Source organism: Xanthomonas euroxanthea (genome assembly GCF_900476395.1).
GTDB classification, from domain to species: domain Bacteria; phylum Pseudomonadota; class Gammaproteobacteria; order Xanthomonadales; family Xanthomonadaceae; genus Xanthomonas; species Xanthomonas euroxanthea.
On record NZ_UIHB01000005.1, the window covers coordinates 38,815 to 62,526 of the forward strand.

Genomic DNA, 23,712 nt, shown 5'->3' on the forward strand with positions numbered 1-23,712 from the left:
CGCAGGTGCGGAAGAGTGGCCGCGGCGATCGCATCGCGACGCGGCATGATGTTGCATCGACTCCACGAAGCCGAAAGCCGGGGTCATCCGGCGTATCCATAGCCCAGGGCGCGCAGGGTGTTCTGCATCCACTGATGCAGCGCGAACGCGGCGGCGAAGCTGACCAGGAGCAACAGCCAGCCGGTCCCGGAGGTCTTGCCCCAGCGACGCACCTTGTCCGGGTCGGTGTTCTGCATGCGCTGGTGAAAGGATCCTCCTCCAACCACATAGCCGATGCCGAAGACGACACACATCGGCACCAGCAAGGCCAGTTTGATGCCTCCGGGCAGCGTGATCGACGCCACGCCCGCCTGCGCCTGCTGCAGCGGCATCCAGACGCCCCAATAGGCCACGGCGGCGCCCACCAGCAGGATCAGCACACCCATCAACCGAGCGCTCATGCGCGCTTGGCATCCTTGGCCATCAACTCCACAAACCGGTCGAACAGCGGCCCCACATCGCGCGGCCCCGGCGAGGCTTCCGGGTGGCCCTGGAACGAGAACGCCGGCGCGTCGGTCAGCGCGATGCCCTGGTTGGTGCCATCGAACAGCGAACGATGGGTCACCCGCACATTGGCCGGCAGCGTGCTTTCATCCACCGCAAAGCCATGGTTCTGCGAGGTGATCATCACCCGCCCGCCGTCCAGATCCTGCACCGGATGGTTGGCGCCGTGATGGCCGGTGGTCATCTTGACCGTGCTGGCGCCGGCGGCCAGCGCCAGCAGCTGATGGCCCAGGCAGATGCCGAAGGTCGGCACCTTCTGCGCGACCAGCTCCTTGATCGCGGCGATCGCGTAATCGCAGGGCTCCGGGTCGCCCGGGCCATTGGACAGGAACACGCCATCGGGCTGCATCGCCAGCACCTCGGCCACCGGCGTGCGTGCCGGCACCACGGTGACGTCGCAACCACGGTCGGCCAGCATGCGCAGGATGTTGAGCTTGACGCCGTAGTCATAGGCCACGACCTTGTGCTTCAGCTCGGTGCGCACGAACGTGTCGGAGTTCAGATCCAGCGAGCCTTCCTGCCAGCCGTAGCTGGTCTCGGTGGAAACCACCTTGGCCAGGTCCATGCCCTTCAGGCCGGGGAAGCTGCGCGCGGCTTCCAGCGCCTTGTCGACATCGATCTCGCCGGCCATCAGCGCGCCGTTCTGGGCGCCCTTCTGCCGCAGCAGGCGGGTCAGCTTGCGGGTATCGATGCCGGAAATGGCCACCACACCGCGGGCCTGCAGCCACTCCGGCAGTGCGACTTCGCTGCGCCAGCTGCTGGGGCGACGCGGCACATCGCGCACGATCAGGCCGGCGGCCCAGATCTTGCTGGCCTCGTCATCCTGATCGGTAAAGCCGGTATTGCCGATATGCGGATAGGTCAGCGTGACCATCTGGCGGGCGTAGGAGGGATCGGTCAGGACTTCCTGGTAACCGGTCATGGCGGTGTTGAACACCACTTCGCCGACGGAAAGCCCGTTGGCGCCTACGGATTCGCCCTCGAACACGGTGCCGTCTTCGAGGACAAGGATTGCGGGTTGGGTCACGTGGGGGTCTCGCTCTGGCTGCCTGGGACTCCGATGCGCTTCCGGCCAAATTCCGGTTGCAGCAAAGCGCGGACGCGGTGCTGGGGACCGGTCCGACGCTGGTTCGGGCAAGCGAGAATTGTAAAGGCAAGTGCCCCGGCATGCCAGCCTGAAGAACACCGGCTGCCGTGCCGGCATCGCAATGGCGGGATGAAGGCGCCACTGCGATCATTCGCCATTCATGCGCGGCGACGCGCCGGTTACAGCACCAGATCGCGCACGCGATAGCTGCCGGGCGGCTTGCCGAGCAGCCGCTTGGCCGCATGCAGGGCACCACGCGCGAAGATGTCGCGGTTGGTCGCGCGGTGCACCAGTTCCACCCGCTCGCCCAGCCCGGTGAACTGCACCGTGTGCTCGCCGACGATGTCGCCGGCGCGCAGGCTGGCAAAGCGCGGCTGCGCGCCACTGCCGGTGGCCGCCTCCCCCAGCGTCAGTGCGGTCCCGGAGGGTGCGTCCTGCTTGTGCACGTGGTGGGCTTCGACGATGTCGCAATCCCAGCCCGGCAGGCTGCCGGCGGCACGCTCCACCAGCTCGGTCAGCACCGCAACGCCCAGGCTGAAGTTAGACGCCCACACCAGTGGAATCTGCTGCGCGGCCTCCAGCAAGGCGGCGCGCTGCGCCTCATCCAGACCGGTGGTGCCGGACACCAGCGGTTTGCCGCGCTGCACGCACAACGCCAGGATCGGCGCGAAGCCCTGCGGCAGGCTGAAGTCGATCGCCACGTCGAAGCTCGGCGCACCGCCGAGCTCGCTGGCGGCGAAATACGGCACGCCGTCCACCACGCGCTGCGAGGGCGCACGCCCCACCACCGCGCCGACGACATGCAAGGCCTCGTCTTCGGCAGCCAGACGCAGCAAGGCCTTGCCCATCCGCCCGGAGGCGCCGTGGATCAGAACTTTCACAGGAGACGTTGTCATGGCGGCAGGCCTAGCTGGGCGATGGGGTTGTACAAGATAGCTGGGAATCGGGAATCGGGAATCGGGAATCGTAAAAGCTGGAATTGGGGGGTCGGGATTGGGGAGTCGTTAAAGCCGGGAATCGGGAATCGGGATCAGGGACTCGTGAGAGCGGGTGCGGGTGTGCGCGTTTTATGTGCTGTGGCGCTTTGGCTTGGTGGCGTCCGTGGGGTGCGCGTGGTGGTTGGCACACAACGGCGCGAGCGGCCATGGGTCGGTGAGGGCTGCGCCGCTGTACGTTGGCAAGGACGATGAAGACGCATGGCACACGGCCATCATGGCGGCGCCTGGAAGGTGGCGTTTGCCGACTTCGTGACCGCGATTCCCCAATCCCGACTCCCGACTCCCGAATCCCAAATCTCAGCCCTGCAGCTAGCGCGGCTGCGGGCTTTGATTGCGTGCGATGGTGTTGGCGGCTCTCAGTCGCTTGCGCCATGCAGGCGCTTGCTCCAGCTCTCTATTTCGCGGCGTTGCAAGCGGCGTTCGAATAGCGCCCGCCATGACGGCACCAGCGGTAGCTGCAACACTGCGGTGATGGCGGCGGCATCGACATTGCGCGCGTACAACACCTGTTGCAGGCGCGACAGCGGCCATTGCGGGTGCGGTCGCTGCTGCAGCGTCAGCATGTCGCCGGCTGCCACGTCGCCGGGTTGCAGCACGCGGTAATACCAGCCGGTGCGGCCGGTGTCCTGCACGCGGCGCGCCATGTCGCGCAGGCCGAAGCGGTCGGACAGCTTCCAGCACGGCTGACGCAGCTGCGACACTTCCACCACCGCCGTACCCAATGCAAAGCGATCGCCCAGACAGACCTCGGCCTCGGTAAGGCCGACGCTGCTCAGGTTCTCGCCGAACGCGCCGGCCGTCTCCAGCAACGCATGCGCGCCGAGGTCGGCCTGCCAGGCAGCGTAGTGATCGCGCGGATAGTGATGGATCGCCTTGTCCGGCCCGCCGTGCACACGCAGGTCGCCCTGCTCGTCACCGTGCAGCCCGTCCGGACCGACGCGCACAGGCCCGCTCACCGCACGCTTGTCGATGGCGCTGCGGCTACCGGGCCGGGTGAAATCGCGTGCGACCCCGATCGCCACGCGGTCGATGCTGACCGCGAGCGCCGGCGCCTGCACGCCACTGGTCTGCGTGGTCACGCGCCCTGCCCGGGCAACTCGGCCAGCGCCTCGCGCAACACCTCACCCAGGACCTGGATGCCGGCATCGATCCTGTCGCCGGGCACGGTGACGAACGACAGCCGCAAGGTATTGACCTGCGGCAAGGTGGCGTAGAACGGCGCGCCCGGCACGAACGCGACATTGCGCGCGATCGCACGCGCCAGCAGCGCGGTGCCGTCCAGCCCGGGCGGCAGGCTCACCCACAGGAACATGCCGCCTTCGGGGCGATTCCATTGCACCTGGGGTGGGAAATGCCGATCCAGGGCCTCCAGCATCAGGCTGCATTGGCGCGCATACAGCGCGCGGATCTGCGGGATATGCGTGTCCAGGAAGTCGTCCTGCAGCGTCTGGTGGACCACGCGCTGGGTGAACGACGGCGTATGCAGATCGGCCGCCTGCTTGGCCTGGATCAGCTTGCCCAGCACCGCCTCGGGCGCAACCACATAGCCCAGCCGCAAGCCGGGCGCGAGCACCTTGGAGAACGAGCCCATATAGATCACGCCCTCCGGATTGAGCGACAACAGGCTCGGCAGCGGCCGGCCGCTGTAGTACAGCTCGCCATACGGATCGTCTTCGACGATCGGCACGCCCGCCTGCGCCGCGTGCGCCACCAGGGCCTGGCGCCGCGCCAGCGGCAACCGGCGGCCTGTGGGGTTCTGGAAATTCGGCAGGCAGTACAGAAAGCGCGCATCGGCCAGCAATGCAGGGTCCAGCGCCTCCACCACCACCCCGTCCTCGTCCGAGGGCATGCCGATGAAGCTCGGCTGGAACAGCGAAAACGCCTGCAACGCACCCAGGTAGCTTGGCGTTTCCACCAGCACCTTGCTGCCCTCATCGATGAAGACCTTGCCGAGCAGGTCCAGCCCCTGCTGCGAGCCGGTGGTGATCAACACCTGGCTGGGCCGGACGCTGGCGCCGTCGCGGCTCAGGCGTGCGGCCACCCAGTCGCGCAGCGGCGCATAGCCTTCGGTGGGGCCGTATTGCAGTGCGGCCTGCGGCGCATCGCGCAGCACCTGATCGCTGGCCGCGCGCATGCGCTCCACCGGAAAGGTGGCCGGCGACGGCAGCCCGCCGGCGAAGGAAATCACCTCCGGCCGCTCGGTCACCTTGAGGATTTCGCGAATCGCCGAACTGGTCAGCGCCTGCGCACGCCGGGAGATCTGGAAGGAGGTCGTCATGGCCCAAGCATAGCGAAGGCGTATGGCCGGCCCGCTGTGCACTGCAGCGTCGGATGCGCACCTCGGCCAATGACGGGGGTGGTGCCGCACCGACCATCGCCACGCGTGGCGACCTGCTTTCCTGCGTTGCGCTGGCGCTACCGACATTGCCGTGCAGTGCGGTCGATGTCCTCGCGTTGGCGCCTGCCAGCAAGGCGATCGCCACACGTGCATGGCCTTGCACGGAATGTCACCTGTTTCCGCCGACGCAGGCTGCGTGCGCAGGTCGGCTGGGCAGCGAGCCAGATCGGCGCGTGTCGATGACCGGCATCGCGTCGGCGCATCGATGACACCGCCTTGGCAATGCGGCAGCGACAGTGCCGGCGGCGCCTACTCGTACGCCGGGCCGACCCAGGCCGTGCCTTCGCTGCGTTCGATCAAGGTCTTCCAGCGCTTGCGGATCAGCTTGTCGCGCGAGCGGAAGGTCATGCGCACCCCCGGCAAGCCGAGCGTGGCACGTGTCTCGACCATGGCCGAGGCTTCATCGGCGGCGATCTCGATCCTGGTGGCGGGACGTGACCGTGGATGCCTTGCTCGGCACGGTTCGGTGCAACGCCGGACGAGCAGGGAGACCTCCAGACTCCAGTAATCCGCAGCGCTTAGTCATCGCGTAGCCCTTTGCGCCTGTCCGCCTGCAGCGGTGCTGAGCCAGCTGCACCAGCCCAGTGCGCAACGGCGATACACTTGCGGCATCGTTCCGCACAGGAGGTGCTCATGGTCGGTTGTCGCGCGTTGTTGCTCGTCTGCATGCTGGGTGTTGCCCCAGGTGCGTTATCGGCCGCTCCGGATGAGGCCCCGGCATCCTCGCGCGCTTACATCGAGACCAGTTACCTGGCCGCACCGAGGAGCGTTGGTCCATTTACGCTCGCCCGCAGCTCGTACAACCCCGCAGCCAAGGTGTCGGGGGCCGCATTTCATTACACGATGGCTGAGCATCCGGAATTGAATATCGATGTCTTCGTTTATCCGGCCGGGCAGCGCGATCAAGCCGAGGCCATCGAGTACGGCATGGTCGCCTTTCGCAAAGACCTCGCCGCGGCGCGCGCACAAGGCAGCTATTCGCGGCTGGACGAGCTGGACCAAAGCAGGTTCGTATTGACCAGCGATGATGCCCCGAAAAACATCCCGGCCAACGCAGTGGATGCCAAGGTGATCGCAGCCATCGCGGATGCCGAACGCATCGTTGGGGAAAAGTTGCGGCTCAGCGTGGACCTGGCGTCGTCCGGCATGCCGCTGCTGTCCAACGGCTATCTGTTCTACAAGCAGCTTTACTACATCAAGCTGCGGGTATCGGCAGCGCAGCAAGCAACCGCGCAGACCACTTTCGACGCACTCGCCGACCAGGCTGCGCGCGCGCTCGTGCCGGCCATCCAGGTCAGCAATATTGGCGGGTGCGCGGACCAGACCATCTACCTCGACGCCAAGGCCGCGCCAGAGCAGGGCGCCGTTGAGATGGCACGCCAGCTCAAGACCCATATGGACTTCAATTGCCACAGTTCGACCAAGCAGGCAGGCATCGAAGAGCTAGTCGAAACAGTCGAGGTGATCAAGATCACCTACAACGCCGGCGAGTGGAAGTCGCAGTGAGGCAACACACGCGCGATACTGTGGCCCCTGTCTGAGCTCAATGCTGGTATCGCCATGACCCGTGGACCTGTCCGCCTCGACGTCGCTGTCAGTTACGCGCTGCCGCGCGCCGGCCTGCCGTCGGCGGTGAGTTTTCGCAAGTGGGTGGCGGCCGCGCTGAAGGGGCGCATCCGCGAGGCCGATCTGGCGGTGCGCATTGTCGATGAGAAGGAAGGCTGCTCGCTCAACCACCATTACCGTGGCAAGGATTACGCCACCAATGTGCTGAGTTTTCCGGCCGAGTTGCCCGAGGGCCTGCCCAAGGGCATCAAGATGCCGCTGCTCGGCGATCTGGTGATCTGTGCGCCGGTGGTGGCGCGCGAGGCCGCCGAACAAGGCAAGTCGCTGGCCGCCCATTACGCCCATCTGACCGTGCACGGCACCTTGCACCTGCTGGGCTGGGATCACGAGGACGACAAGGAGGCCGACGCGATGGAGCAACTCGAACGCGAGATCCTGGCCGATCTCGGCATCGACGACCCCTATGCGGGAGAGCACTGATGCGGGCCTGTGTCGCCACCGCGGTGCTGTTGCTGGCCTGCTCCGGCGCCTGGGCCCAGACCGCGCCGGTGCGTCCGGACCTGCCGGCCCTGATCGAATGCCGCCAGCGCATCGGCGACTTCAACGCGCTGGCGCCGGTGCTGGCCGACCCGCTCAAGGCGGTTGCGCTGGGCTGGACGCCGCTGGAACAGGCCAACCTGTTCATGACCGAGTACACGCTCAACACGCCGATCACCGTGTTCGGCCACCGCACCACCCATATCGCGTTCTCCGGCGCCAGCGTCATGGCGCTGCTGGACCTGCCCGACCCGCGCCCGCTGGCCAAGCAGCTGAACCTGGAACTGGGCGTGGATAACGCCGACAAGGTCATGTACGGCCGTGAGCTGGTCAGCGAAGACACCACCAACCCCAAGACCGGCGAGGCGATGATCGAATCGATCGTGCTCAGCGTCTCCAACGTGAAGTCGCATCCGGGCAAGACCGTGGTCGGCTGCGGCTACAGCCTGGACCTGCCCTGACGCGGTGCCCGCCCCGCCCCGTCTACAGCGCCTTAGCGGCTTCCTGTTAGACTGCCTGCTATCGCCTGGTTTGCCGGGTGCCGCCCCCCGTCACGATGTCCGAAGACGACAGTAGCCAATCCCAAGAAACACCCGAAAAACGCCGTAGCTGGCTCGAGCGCCTGAGCGCTGCCTTCTCTGGCGAGCCCCATACCCGCGACGAACTGGTCGCGTTGCTGCGGACCGCCGAGCAGGACGGCCTGATCGCCGCAGACACCTTGCGCATGATGGAAGGCGCGATCTCCGTGTCCGAGCTCACCGTGGGCGATGTGATGATCTCGCGCTCGCAGATGGTCTCGCTGCCGGTGGAGGCGCGTTTCATCGACCTGATGAAGCAGGTGGTGGAATCGGGCCATTCGCGCTTCCCGGTGCACGGCGAGAACAAGGACGAAGTGCTCGGCATCCTGCTGGCCAAGGACCTGTTGCGCGGCGTGGTTGCCGACAACGGCCCCGGCAATGTGCGCGAACTGCTGCGCCCGGCGGTGCTGATCCCCGAATCGAAGAAGCTCAACGTCCTGCTCAAGGAATTCCGCCTGTCGCGCAACCACATGGCCATCGTGGTGGACGAGTACGGCGGTGTCGCCGGGCTGGTCACCATCGAGGACGTGCTGGAGCAGATCGTCGGCCAGATCGACGACGAGCACGACGATGCCGAGGAAGAGAATTCGCTGATCGCCATCCAGGCCGACGGCCGCTATGTGGTCGATGCGCTGACGCCGATCGAGGACTTCAACGAGCGCTTTGGCGCCGACTTCCCCGATGACGAGTACGACACCGTCGGCGGCCTGGTCACCGATGCGATCGGGCATCTGCCGGAAACCGGCGAGGAGCTGACGCTGGGGCGCTTTGCGTTCCGCGTGGCCAAGGCCGATGCGCGGCGCGTGCACGCCTTCCACGTGACCATCCTGCCGCCAGACCCGCAGGACGACGCTTGAACCTTTCGCACCGCATGACTGCTGCAGCAACAGGCCGCGGCAGGGTTCGGCGATGGGCGGCGTCCTGCCTGCTGCTGTTGCTTGCACTGCTGGTGGCGCCTGCCGCCGTTGCCCAGGTCGCCGATCAGGCCCCTGCCCAACCGGCTGCGTCGGCACCGCGTGTCGGCGTGGTCACCATGCAGCCGGGCGAGGTGTTCTTCGAGCGCTTCGGTCACGATGCCATCGTGGTGGTCGATCCGGTCACCGGGCAGGCCACCTCCTACAACTTCGGCTTCTTCGATCCCAGCGAGCCGGATTTCGTTCCGCGTTTTGCGCGCGGCGAGATGATGTACTACCTGGTCGCGTTGCCGCTGGACGAAGACCTGCAGCAATATCGCGCGGTCGGCCGCGGCGTCAGCATCCAGTGGCTGGATCTGCCACCGGACCAGGCGCGCGCGCTGGCCGACGGGCTGGCCGTTCGCAGCCGGCCCGAGAACGCGCGCTATCACTACGATTATTTCGTGGCCAACTGCGCCACGATGGTCCGCGACACGCTGGACCGGGCGATGGGCGGCGCATTGAAATCGCAACTGGCCGGGCGCTCGCGTGGCAATACCTACCGCAGCGAGGCAGTACGCCTGGCCTCTCCCGCCCCGTGGATGTGGCTGGGCTTCGACCTGGGCCTGGGGCCGTACGCCGACCGCCCGTTGTCGCGCTGGGAAGAAGCCTTCGTACCGATGCGGCTGGCCGACAGCCTGACCCAGGTGCACAACAGCGCCGGCCGCCCTTTGGTGCAGTCCACGCAGGTGCTGTTGCCGCATCGCATCGCACCGGAGCCGGCCGAACAGCAACGGCACTGGTGGCCATGGTTGCTGACCGGGTTGATCGTCGCCGCCGGCGTGCTGGCGCTCGGTCGCCGGCCGCGCGTGCTCGCCGCTCTCGCCCTGCCGTACTGGCTGCTGTGCGCGATCGGCGGCGGCCTGCTGGTGTATCTGTGGGGCTTCACCGTGCATCAATCGGCCTGGGCCAATCGCAACCTGCTGCTGGTCAACCCGCTGTGCGTGCTGCTGTTGGTCGGCGGCATCGCCCTGCTGCGCGGGCGCCGGCCCGGACGCTGGTTCGACGTGCTGCGCTGGTTGGTCGCCGGCTCGGCCCTGCTGGCCTTGCTGATCCACTGGCTGTCGTTCCAGGCGCAGGACAACCTGCAATGGGTGCTGCTGCTGTTGCCCATCCACACCGCGCTCGCCATCGCCTTGCGGCGGCGTGACTTGTCCGTGCGCACGCGCTGATCCAGGATGCGTCCATGAACCACCACGGCCGCCATCCGGACAACCCCTCCTGCGTCATCACCTGTGCCTATTACGACGGCGAGGGCGAACGCCACGACATCAGCCTGGAGCAGATCAGCGACGTGCTGCAGCGCCCGGATGGGTTCGTCTGGGTGGGGCTGTACGAGCCGCAGGAATCGGTACTGCACAAACTGCAGGACGAGTTCGGCCTGCACGATCTGGCCATCGAGGATGCGCTCAAGGCGCACCAGCGCCCCAAGGCCGAGAGCTACGGCAACTCCCTGTTCGTGGTGGTCAACACCGCGCAGCTGGTCAACGAGCGCATCCGCTACGGCGAGACGCACGCGTTCCTGGGCGCGCGCTTTCTGTTGACGGTGCGCCATGGCGCATCGCTGTCGTATACGCCGGTGCGGCACCGGGTCGAACGCGAACCGGCCATGCTGCGCATGGGCGCCTCGTTTTGCCTGTACGGCGTGCTCGATTTCGTGGTCGACAACTATCTGCCGATCATGGACGAGTTCCGCGACACGCTGGAAGGCCTGGAAAAGGACATCTTTGCCGACAACTACAAGCGCGAAACCGTGGTGCGCCTGTACGAGCTCAAGCGCGAACTCAACAAGATGCGGCTGGTGGTGGCGCCGCTGCAGGACGTGCTCTCGCACCTCAAGCGCAACCCGGGCTCGCTGATCCACGACGAAGTCGGCATCTATCTGCGCGACGTGCTCGATCACGCGGTGCGCATCAATGACGCCATCGACACCTTGCGCGAGATGCTGGGCACCGCGCTGAGCGTCAACCTGTCGATGGTGACCCTGGCCCAGGGCGAAACCGTCAAGCGCCTGGGCGCCTGGGCCGCGCTGCTGGCCGCCCCCACCCTGATCACCAGCTGGTATGGCATGAACTTCACCCACATGCCCGAATTGGACAAGCGCTACGCCTACCCGCTGCTGGTCGCCGGCGTGGTCGCCTCATGCCTGGTGCTGTATCGCCTGTTCAAGCGTGCGCGGTGGCTTTGAGGGCCGCGTTGCGGCCTGGGAATCGGGAATCGGGATTCGGGATTCGGGATTCGGGAATGGGTAGAGCAGGTTTTTCTGACTGCTGAGTGTTGGCTTGGCACAGAGCTGCTGGAGGTTCCCGCACTGCACGTACTGCAAGGCGCGCTGACTCTGTACTGGCTGGTTAGAAGGCGTCGGCATCATCGTGGGCTGCCCGTACCCTCATCCGCCCTTCGGGCACCTTCTCCCGAGGGGAGAAGGAAGGCCTGCTTTTACGAATCCCAAATCCCGAATCACCAATCCCGGCCATCAAGCCACATAGATGGTCTTGATGTTCATGAACTCGTGGATGCCGTGCTCGGCCAGCTCGCGGCCGAATCCCGAGCGCTTGATGCCGCCGAACGGCAGGCGTACGTCGCTCTTGACCACCGAATTGACGAACGCCGCGCCGCACTGCAATTGCTGCGCCACGCGCTCGCCGCGCTTGGCATCGGAAGTCCACACACTGCCTCCCAGGCCGAAGCTAGTGTCGTTGGCCACGCGTACCGCCTCCGCCTCATCGCGCACGCGAATCACCGAGGCCACCGGACCGAAGAATTCTTCCTCGTAGGCCGGCATGCCCGGGGCGACATGATCGAGAATGGTGGCCGGATAGCCGGCATGCGAACCAGGCACCGGTTCGCCGCCCAGCAGCACCTTGGCGCCTTTTCCCACGCTGGCTTGTACCTGCTTGTGCAACTCGTCGCGCAGATCCGCGCGGGCCATGGGCGCCAGTGTGGTGGCCTCCTGCTGCGGGTCGCCGAGCACGCGCTTGGCGGCGGCGGCCACGAAGCGTTCGATGAAGCGATCGGCGATGGCGTCCACCACGATGAAGCGCTTGGCGGCGATGCAGGTCTGCCCGCTGTTGTCGAAACGCGACTGCACGGCTGAAGCGACGGTGTGCTCCAGGTCGGCGTCTTCCAGCACCACGAACGCGTCGCTGCCGCCCAGTTCCATCACGCACTTCTTCAACTGATCGCCCGCATTTGCAGCAAGCGACCGCCCGGCGCGCTCGCTGCCGGTCAGCGTCACCGCGGCAATGCGATCGTCACGCAGCACAGCTGCGGCCTGATCGTTGTCGATATGCAGCACGTCGAACACGCCGGGCGGAATACCGGCGGCATCGAGCACCTGCTTCATCGCATCGGCGCAACGCGGCACATTGCTGGCGTGCTTGAGCAGCGCGACATTGCCGGCCATCAGCCCCGGGGCGAGGAAACGAAACGCCTGCCACAGCGGGAAATTCCACGGCATCACCGCAAACACGCAACCCAGCGGCTCGTAGCGCACATAGCTGGACTGCGCCTCGGTCGGGATGTCGCGCGGTGCCAGATATTCGGCCGCATGCTCGGCGTAATAGGCGCAGGCCTGTGCGCACTTGTCGACCTCGGCCAGCGCCTCGTGTCGCAGCTTGCCCATCTCGGCGGTCATGATGCGCTGCAACTCGTCGCGCCGCCGGGTCAGCTCTTCGCCCACGCGCCGCAACAGCGCGCCGCGCTCTGACAACGGCAGCGCCGCCCACTGCGGGAATGCCTTGGCGGAAGCAGCCAGGCGCGCTTCGATGCCGGCAGCGTCGAGGGTGTGCTGGGTGTGCTCGACCTGGCCATTGGCCGGGTTGACGGTGTCGTAGGACATGACGGTCTCCTGTTACAGGCCCGCCATGCTAGTCGCCGGCAAGTTGCAGCCGCGTCACAACCGCAGCAAATCGCTGCAACGCTGTGTTTACCCACGCCGCGACGCAATGCCGCACCTCCATCGCACCGCTCGCGGATCACTGGCAACCGGAGCAACGCTTCCAGCCACGCTAACGAAAGCGGCCCTGCCCTGTCCCGACCGTCCCACCGCACAAAAATGCTCTAGCATTCGGCACTTGGCAGCTTCATCCATTCACGGAAGACCACCACGATGCGCCGGGATCTGATTGTTCTAGTTGTACTTGGCATCGGCGCCTGCCTGCCGGGGTGCGCCGTTCTGCAGGACATGCTGCACGGCCCGCGTCCGGGTCCGAACGGATTTGTCACCGTGAGCTGCACCAACACGCTGCCCAATCCCAGTCAACCCTGCGAGGAACAGGCACTGCGGGCCTGCTCGGACACTGCCATCCGCCAATTCGTTACCGCGCACTCGTCGCCGAACATGGTCACGATCTATCCGAGCAAGCAGAAATCCAAGGACGACGGAAAGAACAAGGACAAGGATCGCGCCGACGAACAACCCAAGGTCGAGCAACAGGGCTACGACATCAGCGCCGAGTATCAGTGCTACCTGACCAAGCCGCAGCCCTGGGACAGCGGGTACACGCCTCCGGCCAGGTAACAGCGGCCCAACCAACTGCCGTGCCCGGCGTCCGGTGGCCGCATCAGGCGTCCGCAATCGGCGTGCAGCCATCGTGGATGTCGGTGGCGTCGGCGTTCGCAGCCGTCTGGCCGCCGCTGGTGGCGATGCATTCGCCACACTCATATTGGTGCCTGCTCAGGAAGCAGCTTGCAGCGCCAGTTGTGCATCGCGCTGGCGGCGTTGTTCGCTGCGCGCCAGCAGCCACCAGCCGATCGCTGCGGCGATCGACACCGCCAGCACCATCAGCGTGGCAAGCGCGTTGATCTTGGGGCTGATGCCCAGCCGCACCGACGCGAACACCTTGATCGGCAAGGTGGTCGAACTGGGCCCGGCCAGGAAGCTGGCGATCACCACATCGTCCAGCGACAGCGTGAACGCCAGCAGCCAGCCCGATGCCAATGCGGGGGCGATGATCGGCAAGGTGATCAGGAAGAACACCTTCAACGGTGTCGCGCCCAGATCCATCGCCGCTTCTTCCAGCGAGCGATCCAGTTCCTGCAGGCGCGAGGAGATCACCACCGTCACGAACGAGACGGTGAAGGTGACATGCGCCGCCCAGATCGCCACCGCGCCGCGCGGTGCGATGCCGAGCACGCCGCCCATCGAGACCAGCAACAACAGGATCGACAGGCCGATGATCACCTCCGGCATCACCAATGGCGCGGTGATCAGCGCACCGAACAGGGTCTTGCCGGGGAAACGCCGCATGCGCACCATCGCCAGCGCCGCCATCGTGCCCAGCAGCGTCGATGCCCCGGCGGTCCAGAACGCGACTTCCAGGCTGACCCAGGCCGCATCCAGCAGCTGGCGATCGCGCAGCAATTCGCCATACCAGCGCGTGGAAAAGCCGCCCCACACCATCGCCAGCCGCGAGGCGTTGAACGAGTAGACCATCAGCAACAGGATCGGCAGGTACAGAAAGCCGAAGCCCAGCGCGAGCACGCTGCCACCCAGCACGCGACCACCGCGCCAGGCGCGCATCATGTCAGCCGCCCTTCCAGCTCGCGCTGCTGATACCGGTGGAACAGCACGATCGGCACCAGCAACAGCAGCAACATCACCGTGGCCACCGCAGCGGCCACCGGCCAGTCGCGATTGTTGAAGAACTCGCCCCACAGCACGCGGCCGATCATCAAGGTATCCGGCCCGCCCAGCATTTCCGGAATCACGAATTCGCCCACCGCCGGAATCATCACCAGCATGCAGCCGGCCACGATCCCGTTGCGCGAGAGCGGCAAGGTGATGCGCACGAACGCCTGCCACGGCCGCGCGCCCAGATCGTAGGCGGCTTCGAGCAGGCGCCGATCGTGCTTGACCAGGTTGGCGTACAACGGCAGCACCATGAAGGGCAGATAGCAGTACACGATGCCGATATAGGCGGCGAGCGGTGTGTACAGCAACTGCAACGGCTGGCGGATCACTCCCAGCGCCAGCAGCGCCTGATTGAGCAAGCCGTTGCCGTCGAGGATGCCGATCCAGGCGTACACGCGGACCAGGAACGAGGTCCACGACGGCAGCACCACCAGCATCATCGCCACGTTGCGCGTGGCCAGCGGCAGCCGCGCAATGACATAGGCCATCGGGTAGCCGATCAACAGCGCAAGCACGGTCGACAGCGCCGCGATCCGGATCGAACTCGCATACGCCGCCAGGTACTGGCTGTCGTGCAGCAGGACCAGATAGTTGCCCAGATGCAGCTTGACGCTCACCGCGCCATCGGCCGCGATGGCGAACAGCGGCGTGTACGGCGGCATCGCGGTGGCGCGCTCGGCAAAGGAGATCTTCAGCACGATCAGGAACGGGATCGCGAAGAACACCAGCAGCCACAGATACGGTGCGGCGATCACGCCCCAGCGCGCGCCCGGCACTGCTGCGCGGAACAGGCGGCGCCTCATGCGGTGAGCACCACGCCGTCGTCCTCGCCCCAGCTCAGCCACACAGTGTCGCCCCAGGTCAGCGCTTCGCTGGCCCAGCGCTGCCGATTGGCGAAGTTGGCCATCAGTTTGAAGCCACCGGGCAGACGCACGTGGTAGACCGAGTGGCTGCCGAAATAGGCGATGTCCTCAATCACGCCCTGCGCCTTGTTGCAGGGCTGGGCGGGTTCCTCCTTGCCGATGACCAGTTTTTCCGGACGCAGTGCGAACGCCACCGCCTGCCCTTCGAAACCGGTGATGCCATGGCCGACCCGGATACTGGCGTCGAATGCCCGGGCCTTCAGGCTGACGTGGTCCGGTTTGTCCTCGACGATGACCGCATCGATCAGATTGACCGAGCCGATGAATTCGGCGGCGAAGCGGTTGGCCGGTTGTTCGTAGATTTCGTCCGGGGTGCCGACCTGCTGGATCCAGCCCTGGTCCATCAATGCGATGCGGGTGGCCATGGTCATGGCCTCCTCCTGATCATGGGTGACCATGACGCAGGTGACGCCGGAGGTCTCGATGATGTTGACCAGCTCCAGCTGCATCTGCGAGCGCAGCTTCTTGTCCAGTGCGCCCATCGGTTCGTCCAGCAGCAGCAACTTGGGCCGCTTGGCCAGCGAACGCGCCAGCGCCACGCGCTGCTGCTGGCCGCCGGAGAGTTGATGCGGCTTGCGCCTGGCCAGGCTGCCGAGCTGCACCAGCTCCAGCATCTCGCCCACGCGCGCCGCGATTGCTGCCTTGGGCAGGGCTTCCTGCCTCAGTCCAAAGGCGATGTTTTGCTCCACGCTCATATGCGGAAACAGCGCATACGACTGGAACATCATGTTGATCGGGCGCTCGTACGGCGGCAGTGCGTCGATCGGCTGGCCATCGAGGACGATGCGGCCCTTGGTCGGCCGCTCGAAGCCGGCCAGGCAGCGCAGCAAGGTGGACTTGCCGCTGCCCGAGCCGCCCAGCAACGCGAAGATTTCGCCCTTGCGGATCTGCAGGCTGACTTCGTCGACCGCGACGACGCCGTCGAACTCCTTGCGGACCTCGCTGATGCTCAGATAGGCGTTGTCGCCAGCGGAAAGCGGCGCCGCTGCGGCCTGGGTAAGTGCCATGAACCCTCTCGTTTGCGAAGCGTGGCCCGGCAATGACTGTGCACCGCAAGACGCCGGGGCCACCAGTGCCCGGTGCGAATGCCGGCACCGGTCCCCTTCAGTTCGATCGCGTGCTCTGCCACCAGCTGACGCCGACCCGGCATGTCTGATGCGCACCTGCCAGCGCGGGTAGCGCAGCAGGGTGGTGCCGGCAGCGGCAGGGCAGCACCCTGCCAGGACCAGCGTGCCCATGCCCACCGCGACCGGTCGCGATCAGCGTGCCTCCTGCACCGGCGCGCTCCAGCCCAGCCCCAGGCTCTTCTGCAGCGCGACGTAGTTCACCAGCAACTGCACCTGCGCCTGTGCGGCAGCGTCCTGCGCCGACAGCTGCTGGCGTTGCACGTCGAGCAGATCGATCGACGAGGTGGCACCGGCATCGCGGCGTTGCTGCATCAACCCGGCCGAACGCGTGGCCGAGGCTTCGGCCTGCCGCGCCACCACCAGTTGCTTGCGCGCCGAGCCGAAACGCGACAACGCGGAGTTGGCGTCCTGCAACGCCGCCAGCACCGCACCCTCGTAGGCCGCCTCGCGGCCGGCATTGCCGGCACGCGCCTGCTCCACCTGCGCGCGGGTCTTGCCAAAATCAAAGATCGACCAGCGCAGCATCGGCACCGCCAGCGTGGTCAACGCGTCGGAATTGAAATCGCTGGGCGAACCGGCGACCCAGCTCAGGCCGCCCAGCAAGGTCACTTGCGGGAAATAGCCATTCAACGCCTCGCCGATCTGCGCGCTGGAGGCCGCCAGCTCGCGCTCGGCCTTGCGCACATCGGGGCGGCGACGGATCAGGGCGCCGGCATCGTCCACGCGCACCTGCGTGGGTAGCATCGGCAACGGCTGCGGCGCGCGCAACTGCGCATCCAGCGCGCCGGGCGCGCGCCCCACCATCAGCGCCAGCTGGTCCAGCGCTTCCTGCGATTGCATCTCCAGCGGCAGGCGCTGCGCTTCCTGTTGCTGCACCTGCGTGGCGATCTGCTCGACCTGCAGGTCCGAGGCCGCACCACGCGCGCGGCGCTGCTGAGTCAGGCGCAGCGTCTGCCCGATCTTGTCCAGGTTGACATCGGCGATCGCCAGCCGTGCCTGCAGGCCGCGGTAGTTGAGGTACACCTGCCCCACTTCGGCCGCCAGCTGCACCTGCGCATCGGCCAGCTCGGCTTCCGAGGCCTGCGCCTGCGCCAGGGCGCCTTCGGCGGCGCGACGGCGGCGGCCAAAGAAATCCAGCTCCCAGCTGGCATCGAAACCGGCGCTGTAGATCTGGGTCTTTTCCAGATCCAGCGCCTCGCTGCCCTGGGCCGGTGGCTGGCCGTTCTGGCCATTCTGCAAGCCGCCCAGCGTATCGACGATGGTCTGCGGCGGCTCGGCATACACATACACCGCGCTGGCATTGAGCTTGGGCAGGCGCTCGGCACGGCGCTGGCTGGCCAGTGCGCGGTTGGCGCGCAGCCGCGCCTGCGCCGCGCGCAGGTTGGGGCTGTCGGCCAGGGCCTGGGTGACCAGCTGGGTGAGGGTCGGGTCGTGCAACTCCTCCCACCAGTGATTCAGCGGCGCGGCAGCGACCACGTCGGCGCCACTGGCGCGATGCAATGCGGGCGCCTGCATCGCCGCATCGGCCACTGCCGGCGCCTTGGTGTAGTTGGGACCCAGCATGCAGCCGCCGAGCAGGACCACGCTCAACGCCGCGGCCAGCGGCATGCGGATCAGGCGCATGGAATCAGTGCATTGCAAGGTGCGCCCCCTTGGGTAACGGCTTGAGCAAAAAGGCCAGCGGAATCGTGCAGACCACGATCACGCCGAAGATCCAGAACAGATCGCTATAGGTCATCACCAGGGCCTGCTGCTGCACCAGGCGCGCCAGCTGCGCAACCGAGCGAATGGCCGCCTCGCCGCCGGCGCTGCCCTGCATCTGCGCGGTCAGGCCGGAAAGAAAATCCTGCGCGCGCGAGGAATTGGCAGTGATCGCACTGCCGATGGTTTCGGTATGGAAGGTCATGCGGCGCTCCTGGAAGGTGGAGATCAGCGCAAGCCCCACCGAGCCGCCCAGGTTGCGGCCGGCATTGAACAGGCCGGACGCATCGCCGGCCAGCTCCGGCGGCACCGAGGAGATGGCCGCCTGGTTCAGCGACATCATCGCCAGCGCCAGGCCACAGCCCTGCAACAACTGGCCGGCGACAAAATGCATGCCGACGGTGTCGGCGGTCAGCGACAGATTGGCAAAGCAGGCCGCGGCAAAACAGATCAGCCCGGCGATCACCAGGATGCGCACGTCCACCACCTCCAGCAGCTTGGGCATCATCGGCATCAGCAGCACGGTCGGCAGGCCCGACAGCAGCAGCACGTAGCCGGCCTGCTCGGTGTTGTAGCCGGAGATCACCGCCAGGAACTGCGGGATCATGTACATGACGCCGAACAGGATCATGCCCACCGCCATGATCATCACGAACACCGCGCCGAAACTGCGATGCAGCAACAGTGACAGGTGGATCACCGGCGGCCGTTTGCGGAACTGGCCCACGACCAGTGCAGCGAATCCGCTGAGCGCGATCACGCTCAGCGTGTTGATCTCGCTGGATTCGAACCAGCGTTCGCGCTGGCCTTCTTCCAGCACCACGGTGAGCCCGCCCAGGCCGGCGGTCAGGCCGTAGATACCCAGCCAGTCGGCATTGAGCAGGCCGGCCCAATCGCCTTTCTCATGCTTGAGGCCGAGCAGCAGCAAGGCCACCAGGCCGACGCAGATCGGTACGTTGATGAAGAACGCGTAGTGCCAGCTGACGTTTTCGGTGAGCCAGCCGCCGAGCAGCGGGCCGATCACCGGGCCCATGATCACGGTCATGCCGAACAGGGCGGTGCCCATCGTCTGCTGGCTGGGCGGCAGGCGCGTGGCGACGATGGTCAGCGCGGTGGGAATCAGCGCGCCACCGGCCAGGCCCTGCCCCACACGGCCGATGATCATCATCGTCAACGAGGTCGACAGCCCGCACACCACCGAAAACGCGGTGAACATCACCGCGCAGATCAGCAGGAAGTTGCGCAGGCCCAGCGTGCGCACGAACCAGCCGGTCAGCGGGATCATGATGATCTCGGCCACCAGATACGCGGTGGAGATCCAGGTGCCTTCGGTGCCGCTGGCGCCGACCTCGCCCTGGATGGTAGGCAGCGCCGCATTGACGATGGAGATGTCCAGCGTCGCCATGAACGAGCCGATGGTGCCAGCCAGCACCGCCAGCCAGGCGCCCGGCTCGGCCTTCTCGCGTTGCGCGCTGCCGCCGGCACGCGGGCCGGTGGCTGCCGCTGCACTCACTGCGCGCGCTCCTGCGCCTGCACGCGATCGGATTCCTCCTCGGCCCGTTGCTTGGCGTCCTTGGCCGAGCGCGTGTCCACGGTGACCTCGACCGACATGCCCGGCACCAGCACCTTGCGCGCCTCCTCGCCGGCCAGCACGCGGATGCGCACCGGCACGCGCTGCACCACCTTGGTGAAGTTGCCGGTGGCATTTTCCGGCGGCAGCAGTGCGAACTGCGAGCCGGTCCCCGGCGACAGGCTCTCGACCTTGCCGTGCAGCGTGACGCCCGACAAGGCATCGACCTCGATTTCGGCCGGCTGACCGGGACGCATCAGCCCGACCTGGGTTTCCTTGAAGTTGGCGATCAGGTACAGCGATTCCTGCGGCACGATGGTCATGGTGCGGGTACCCGCCCCGAGGAACTGGCCGACCTGCACGGTCTTGTCGCCGACGCGGCCGTGGATGCGGCTGGTCAGCAAGGTGTCTTCCACCGCCACGCGGGCCTGGTCGGCGTCGGCAGTGGCCTGCTTGACGCCGGCCTGGGCCTGTTCCAGTTGCGCGTTACTGGCCAGGATCTGGCTTTGCGCACCCTTGGCCTGCGCCTGCGCGGCCTGGTACTGCGCGCGTGCGCGTTGCAGTTCGTGCTGCAGGCTTTCCTGGTGTTCGTGGGTGTCCGCGCCAGAGGCGGCCAACGGCGCGAAGCGCTTCACTTCGGCCTGGGCAAACGTCAGGCTTGCCGCTGCCGAGCTCACCTGGCTACGTGCCTGCACCAGCGCCGACTCCTGTGCGGAGACATTGGCGGTGGCAGCGGCGATATCGGCCTGGCGCGCGGCGATTGCGGCCTCGGCCTGCTGCAGCGTGGCCTGGTAGGTACGGTCGTCGATCTGCAGCAGCGGCTGGCCGGCCTCCACGATCTGGTTGTCGCTCACCATCACCTTGGTCACGTAGCCGCTGACCCGCGGCGCCACGGCGACCGAATCGGCCTGCAGGTAGGCGTTGTTCGTGTCCTGCATGTAGCGGCCCTTGATCAGGTAATAGGCCAGCCAGATCACCAGCAGCACCACCACCAGCACCCCGACCACGATCAGCGTCCACTTGACCTTGGGATTCTTCAACGGCGAGGGCTTGGGTGGCTCCTGCTCGTCGTGCGCGCCGCTGCCTTGCGCATCCGTGCCCGAAGGCTGGCCATCGTTGGACTGCTGGTCGTGATTGCTCAAGGTGGGGTGTCCTGTGTCGTGGGCGAGGCGCGCGCGACGGGCCGCATCAGCGGTTCGGCGAAGGCGGCGCAACCATACAATTATTTGAACCGCCCGGTACAGATTGCGTGATGACCGCAGTCAGCGTCCGCTCGGACTTCCGGACAGACGCCGGCGGACGCTCCTACAGGAATAAGACAGCGATGGCGGCTGTCAGCGCCCGGTCTTGATCTCGGTCCACAGCCGCGTATACAGCCGGTCCACCTCGGGCGGATTGATCGCATAGGTGAACATCCGGGCGGTCACCTCCGGCGGCGGGTAGATGGTGGGGTCGTTGCGGATCGCCGCGTCCACCAGCGGCGTGGCGGTGCGCACCGGGTTGGCGTAGTGGATGAAGTTGCTGTTGGCCGCGGCCACCTCCGGCTTCAACAGATAATTGATGAAGGCGTAGGCGTTGTCCGGGTGCTTGGCGTCCTTGGGAATGGCCAGCATGTCGAACCACTGCGGCGCGCCTTCCTTGGGGATCGCATAGGCCACCTTGATGCCGTTGCCGGCTTCCACCGCGCGGTCGCGCGCCTGGATGATGTCGCCCGACCAGCCCACCGCCAGGCAGGTGTTGCCGTTGGCCAGCGAGGTCACGTACTGGCTGGAATGAAAGTTCTGCACATACGGGCGGATCGTCTTGATCAGCGCGGCGGCCTTTTCGATGTCGGCCGGTGCGCTGCTGTGCGGATCCAGGCCCAGGTAGTTGAGCGCGATCGGAATCAGGTCCGAGGGCGTGTCCAGCAGGGTCACGCCGCAGTCCTTCAATCTGGACAGGTTTTCCGGCTTGAACACCAGATCCCAGCTGTTGGCGACCTCGGTGCTGCCGAAGATCGCCTTGAGCTTGTCCACGTTGTAGCCGATGCCGGTGGTGCCGATCATATACGGCACGCCATAGGCATTGCCCGGATCCTGCGTGGCGATGCGCCGCATGATGTCCGGGTCCAGATTGGCCAGATTGGGGATCTTGCCCTTGTCCAGCGGCAGGAACACGCCGGCCTGGATCTGCCGGCCGAAGAAGTTCAGCGTTGGCACCACCACGTCATAGTCGCTGCCACCGGCGAGCAGCTTGGTTTCCACCATCTCGTCGCTGTCGAACACGTCGTAGGTGACCTTGATGCCGGTGCTCTTTTCGAACGCGGGAATGGTGTCTTCGGCGATGTAGTCCGAATAATTGTAGACATTGAGCACCTTGGCCTGCGCCTCGGCGTCGCCGGGCGCATTGCGGCCACCGCAGGCGGCCAGCAAGGTGGTGGACAGCGTCAGGGCGAGCAGTCGCAGCGTCATGCGGGTCTCCAGGGCAGCGCGATCAGGGCGGGCCGGTGTACGGCCGGTCGGAGGTCCAGCCTACCCATGGTGTTTGTGTTTGCACAGCGTGGCGTGCGGAATTCCCGCGTGCGCTGCGGCAGGCGGCACGGCCGATGCCGGAATCGCACCGGCCCGCCGTCCTTTGCACATACGTGCGAGACCTTCAGCCTCGGGAGCTGCGCCGGCAGGGCTTACACCGCGCCGACGCCCAGCGCCTGCGCGGTATCGTCCAGCGCCGCCCAAGCCTTGTCGAACAGTTCGTCGACCTGTTCGCGGGTGATGATCAACGGTGGCGACAGCAGCATGGCGTCATGGGTGGCACGCAGGATCAGCCCGCGCCGCAGCGCGAAATCACGGCACAGGGCGCCAACCCGACCGCGCTCGGGAAAGTAGGCGCCGCGCCGGCGTTTGTCCGGCACCAATTCCAGTGCCCCGACCAGCCCGGCGATACGCGCCTCCCCCACCAGCCGGTGTTCGCCCAGCTCGGCCCAGCGCTGCGCCAGATACGGTGCGATGTGGGTGCGCGCGCGTTCCACGATGCCCTCGTCCTGCAGCAGGCGCAGGTTCTCCAGCCCCACCGCCGCGCAGACCGGATGCCCCGCATAGGTGCCGCCATGCGCCAACTCGCCGCCCTGCGCCTTGAGCACACCGGCCACGCGATCGTTGAACATTGCCGCTGCCAACGGGATGTAGCCGGAGGTGATGCCCTTGGCCAGCGTCATCACGTCGGGCTGGAAGCCGAAATACTCCGCGCCGAACCAGGCACCGGTACGCCCGAACCCGCAGATCACCTCGTCGGCCACCAGCAGCACGTCGTAGCGCCGGCAGATGCGTTCGATTTCCGGCCAGTAACTGCGCGGCGGGATGTACACCCCGATCGCGCCCATGATCGGTTCGCCGATGAACGCCGCTACGTGTTCCGGCCCGAGCTGCAGAATCCGGTCTTCCAGCCGACGTGCCGCCAGCAGTCCGTAGGCCTCGGGGTCCATGTCGCCGCCATCGCCGAAGTGATACGGCGGCGCGATGTGGTGGATATCCGGGATCGGCAAGCCGCCCTGCCTGTGCATGCCTTTCATGCCACCCAGGCTGGCACCGGCCATGGTGGTGCCGTGGTAACCGTCGTGACGGCCGATGAAGATGCGTTTTTCCGGCTGCCCCTGCACCGCCCAGAAATGCCGCACCAGGCGCAGGATGGTGTCGTTGGCCTCCGACCCGGAGTTGGCGAAGAACGCGTGATTCAGATCGCCCGGCGCCAGCTCCGCCAGCTTGGCGGCCAGATGGATGGTGGGCTCGGTGGTGCACTGGAAGAAGCTGTTGTAGTAGGCCAGCTGTTCCATCTGCCGCGCTGCGGCCTGCGCCAGCTCGGTGCGCCCGTAGCCCACATTCACGCACCACAGGCCGCCGAACGCATCCAGCAGCTTGTTGCCCTGCGCGTCCCAGACATACACGCCCTCGCCGCGGGTCAGGATGCGCGTGCCCTGCTCGGCCAATGCCGCGTTGTCGTTGAATGGATGCAGGTGATGGGCGGCATCGAGTTGCTGCAGGGTTTTCAACGCGGTGGGGTGCACGGCTTGCTCCGGAAGGTGGCTCACGCCAGTGGCGCGAATGCAGTGGCGTTATAAAAA

21 protein-coding genes and 1 pseudogene are annotated in these 23,712 nt (G+C 66.4%); 7 read left to right on the forward strand and 15 right to left on the reverse strand.

Going from position 1 to position 23,712, the window contains the following annotated elements; all coding sequences use genetic code 11:
* Window positions 1–83: 83 nt before the first annotated feature.
* From CPBF1521_RS14355 to CPBF1521_RS14380, 6 genes and pseudogenes are all read right to left on the reverse strand, one after another.
* Window positions 84–440, reverse strand: coding sequence for a hypothetical protein (locus CPBF1521_RS14355; RefSeq protein WP_047124293.1), 357 nt, complete (start codon window positions 438–440; stop codon window positions 84–86).
* Window positions 437–1,570, reverse strand: coding sequence for a glutamine-hydrolyzing carbamoyl-phosphate synthase small subunit (carA, locus tag CPBF1521_RS14360; protein ID WP_104585273.1), 1,134 nt, complete (start codon window positions 1,568–1,570; stop codon window positions 437–439). The genes CPBF1521_RS14355 and carA overlap by 4 nt, the downstream gene beginning before the upstream one ends.
* A 239-nt stretch (window positions 1,571–1,809) precedes the next feature.
* Window positions 1,810–2,526, reverse strand: a complete 717-nt coding sequence (gene dapB / locus CPBF1521_RS14365; RefSeq protein WP_115677423.1) for a 4-hydroxy-tetrahydrodipicolinate reductase — start codon at window positions 2,524–2,526, stop codon at window positions 1,810–1,812.
* Between the two features lie 458 nt (window positions 2,527–2,984).
* Window positions 2,985–3,707 (reverse strand): MOSC domain-containing protein, encoded by a 723-nt coding sequence (locus CPBF1521_RS14370; RefSeq protein WP_115677424.1) that lies wholly within the window; start codon window positions 3,705–3,707, stop codon window positions 2,985–2,987.
* Entirely contained in the window at window positions 3,704–4,906 is a 1,203-nt protein-coding gene (locus tag CPBF1521_RS14375) for an aminotransferase-like domain-containing protein (protein WP_115677425.1), read from the reverse strand. The genes CPBF1521_RS14370 and CPBF1521_RS14375 overlap by 4 nt, the downstream gene beginning before the upstream one ends.
* Window positions 4,907–5,275: 369 nt before the next feature.
* Window positions 5,276–5,452 (reverse strand): annotated as a pseudogene (locus CPBF1521_RS14380) (nuclear transport factor 2 family protein); the annotation flags it as partial.
* 417 nt (window positions 5,453–5,869) lie between these two features.
* Here CPBF1521_RS14380 and CPBF1521_RS14385 point away from each other — a divergent pair.
* The 6 genes from CPBF1521_RS14385 to CPBF1521_RS14410 all read left to right on the forward strand — a co-directional run bounded on the left by CPBF1521_RS14385 (window position 5,870) and on the right by CPBF1521_RS14410 (window position 10,848).
* The gene (locus CPBF1521_RS14385; protein WP_115677428.1) at window positions 5,870–6,532 is read left to right on the forward strand and encodes a hypothetical protein; all 663 of its coding nucleotides are present in this window, start codon (window positions 5,870–5,872) and stop codon (window positions 6,530–6,532) included.
* A gap of 54 nt (window positions 6,533–6,586) precedes the next feature.
* Window positions 6,587–7,072, forward strand: a complete 486-nt coding sequence (ybeY, locus tag CPBF1521_RS14390) for an rRNA maturation RNase YbeY (protein WP_104582154.1) — start codon at window positions 6,587–6,589, stop codon at window positions 7,070–7,072.
* Window positions 7,072–7,590 (forward strand): hypothetical protein, encoded by a 519-nt coding sequence (locus tag CPBF1521_RS14395; protein ID WP_115677429.1) that lies wholly within the window; start codon window positions 7,072–7,074, stop codon window positions 7,588–7,590. Before ybeY ends, CPBF1521_RS14395 begins: the two co-directional genes overlap by 1 nt.
* A 95-nt stretch (window positions 7,591–7,685) precedes the next feature.
* Window positions 7,686–8,564, forward strand: coding sequence for an HlyC/CorC family transporter (locus CPBF1521_RS14400; RefSeq protein ID WP_016901625.1), 879 nt, complete (start codon window positions 7,686–7,688; stop codon window positions 8,562–8,564).
* A 14-nt stretch (window positions 8,565–8,578) separates the two neighbouring features.
* A complete protein-coding gene (locus CPBF1521_RS14405; RefSeq protein ID WP_235858475.1) occupies window positions 8,579–9,832 on the forward strand; it encodes a lipoprotein N-acyltransferase Lnb domain-containing protein in 1,254 nt (417 codons plus the stop codon).
* Between the two features lie 14 nt (window positions 9,833–9,846).
* Window positions 9,847–10,848, forward strand: a complete 1,002-nt coding sequence (locus tag CPBF1521_RS14410; protein WP_047125205.1) for a magnesium and cobalt transport protein CorA — start codon at window positions 9,847–9,849, stop codon at window positions 10,846–10,848.
* A gap of 288 nt (window positions 10,849–11,136) precedes the next feature.
* On the opposite strand, the gene CPBF1521_RS14415 is transcribed toward CPBF1521_RS14410, so the two are convergent.
* On the reverse strand, window positions 11,137–12,501 hold the full coding sequence (locus CPBF1521_RS14415; RefSeq protein ID WP_115677431.1) for an NAD-dependent succinate-semialdehyde dehydrogenase: 1,365 nt from the start codon (window positions 12,499–12,501) through the stop codon (window positions 11,137–11,139).
* 387 nt (window positions 12,502–12,888) lie between these two features.
* Between CPBF1521_RS14415 and CPBF1521_RS14420 the strand changes: the two genes are divergently transcribed.
* A complete protein-coding gene (locus CPBF1521_RS14420) occupies window positions 12,889–13,182 on the forward strand; it encodes a hypothetical protein (RefSeq protein ID WP_235858466.1) in 294 nt (97 codons plus the stop codon).
* A 156-nt stretch (window positions 13,183–13,338) separates the two neighbouring features.
* On the opposite strand, the gene CPBF1521_RS14425 is transcribed toward CPBF1521_RS14420, so the two are convergent.
* From CPBF1521_RS14425 to CPBF1521_RS14460, 8 genes are all read right to left on the reverse strand, one after another.
* Window positions 13,339–14,187: an ABC transporter permease subunit gene (locus tag CPBF1521_RS14425; RefSeq protein WP_115677432.1), complete on the reverse strand. Its 849-nt coding sequence runs from the start codon at window positions 14,185–14,187 to the stop codon at window positions 13,339–13,341.
* A complete protein-coding gene (locus CPBF1521_RS14430) occupies window positions 14,184–15,098 on the reverse strand; it encodes an ABC transporter permease subunit (RefSeq protein ID WP_104649071.1) in 915 nt (304 codons plus the stop codon). The genes CPBF1521_RS14425 and CPBF1521_RS14430 overlap by 4 nt, the downstream gene beginning before the upstream one ends.
* Complete coding sequence (locus CPBF1521_RS14435; RefSeq protein ID WP_115677433.1) at window positions 15,095–16,225, reverse strand: ABC transporter ATP-binding protein; 1,131 nt, start codon at window positions 16,223–16,225, stop codon at window positions 15,095–15,097. The genes CPBF1521_RS14430 and CPBF1521_RS14435 overlap by 4 nt, the downstream gene beginning before the upstream one ends.
* 252 nt (window positions 16,226–16,477) lie before the next feature.
* The gene (locus CPBF1521_RS14440; protein WP_181901243.1) at window positions 16,478–17,968 is read right to left on the reverse strand and encodes an efflux transporter outer membrane subunit; all 1,491 of its coding nucleotides are present in this window, start codon (window positions 17,966–17,968) and stop codon (window positions 16,478–16,480) included.
* Between the two features lie 4 nt (window positions 17,969–17,972).
* Window positions 17,973–19,559 carry an MDR family MFS transporter gene (locus CPBF1521_RS14445; RefSeq protein ID WP_104582146.1) on the reverse strand — a complete coding sequence of 529 codons (1,587 nt, stop codon included), beginning with the start codon at window positions 19,557–19,559 and terminating at the stop codon, window positions 17,973–17,975.
* Window positions 19,556–20,758 (reverse strand): HlyD family secretion protein, encoded by a 1,203-nt coding sequence (locus CPBF1521_RS14450; RefSeq protein ID WP_104649074.1) that lies wholly within the window; start codon window positions 20,756–20,758, stop codon window positions 19,556–19,558. Before CPBF1521_RS14450 ends, CPBF1521_RS14445 begins: the two co-directional genes overlap by 4 nt.
* 192 nt (window positions 20,759–20,950) lie before the next feature.
* The gene (locus CPBF1521_RS14455; protein WP_115677435.1) at window positions 20,951–22,066 is read right to left on the reverse strand and encodes a polyamine ABC transporter substrate-binding protein; all 1,116 of its coding nucleotides are present in this window, start codon (window positions 22,064–22,066) and stop codon (window positions 20,951–20,953) included.
* A 212-nt stretch (window positions 22,067–22,278) separates the two neighbouring features.
* Window positions 22,279–23,655: an aspartate aminotransferase family protein gene (locus CPBF1521_RS14460; RefSeq protein WP_115677721.1), complete on the reverse strand. Its 1,377-nt coding sequence runs from the start codon at window positions 23,653–23,655 to the stop codon at window positions 22,279–22,281.
* Between the last annotated feature and the right edge of the window lie 57 nt (window positions 23,656–23,712).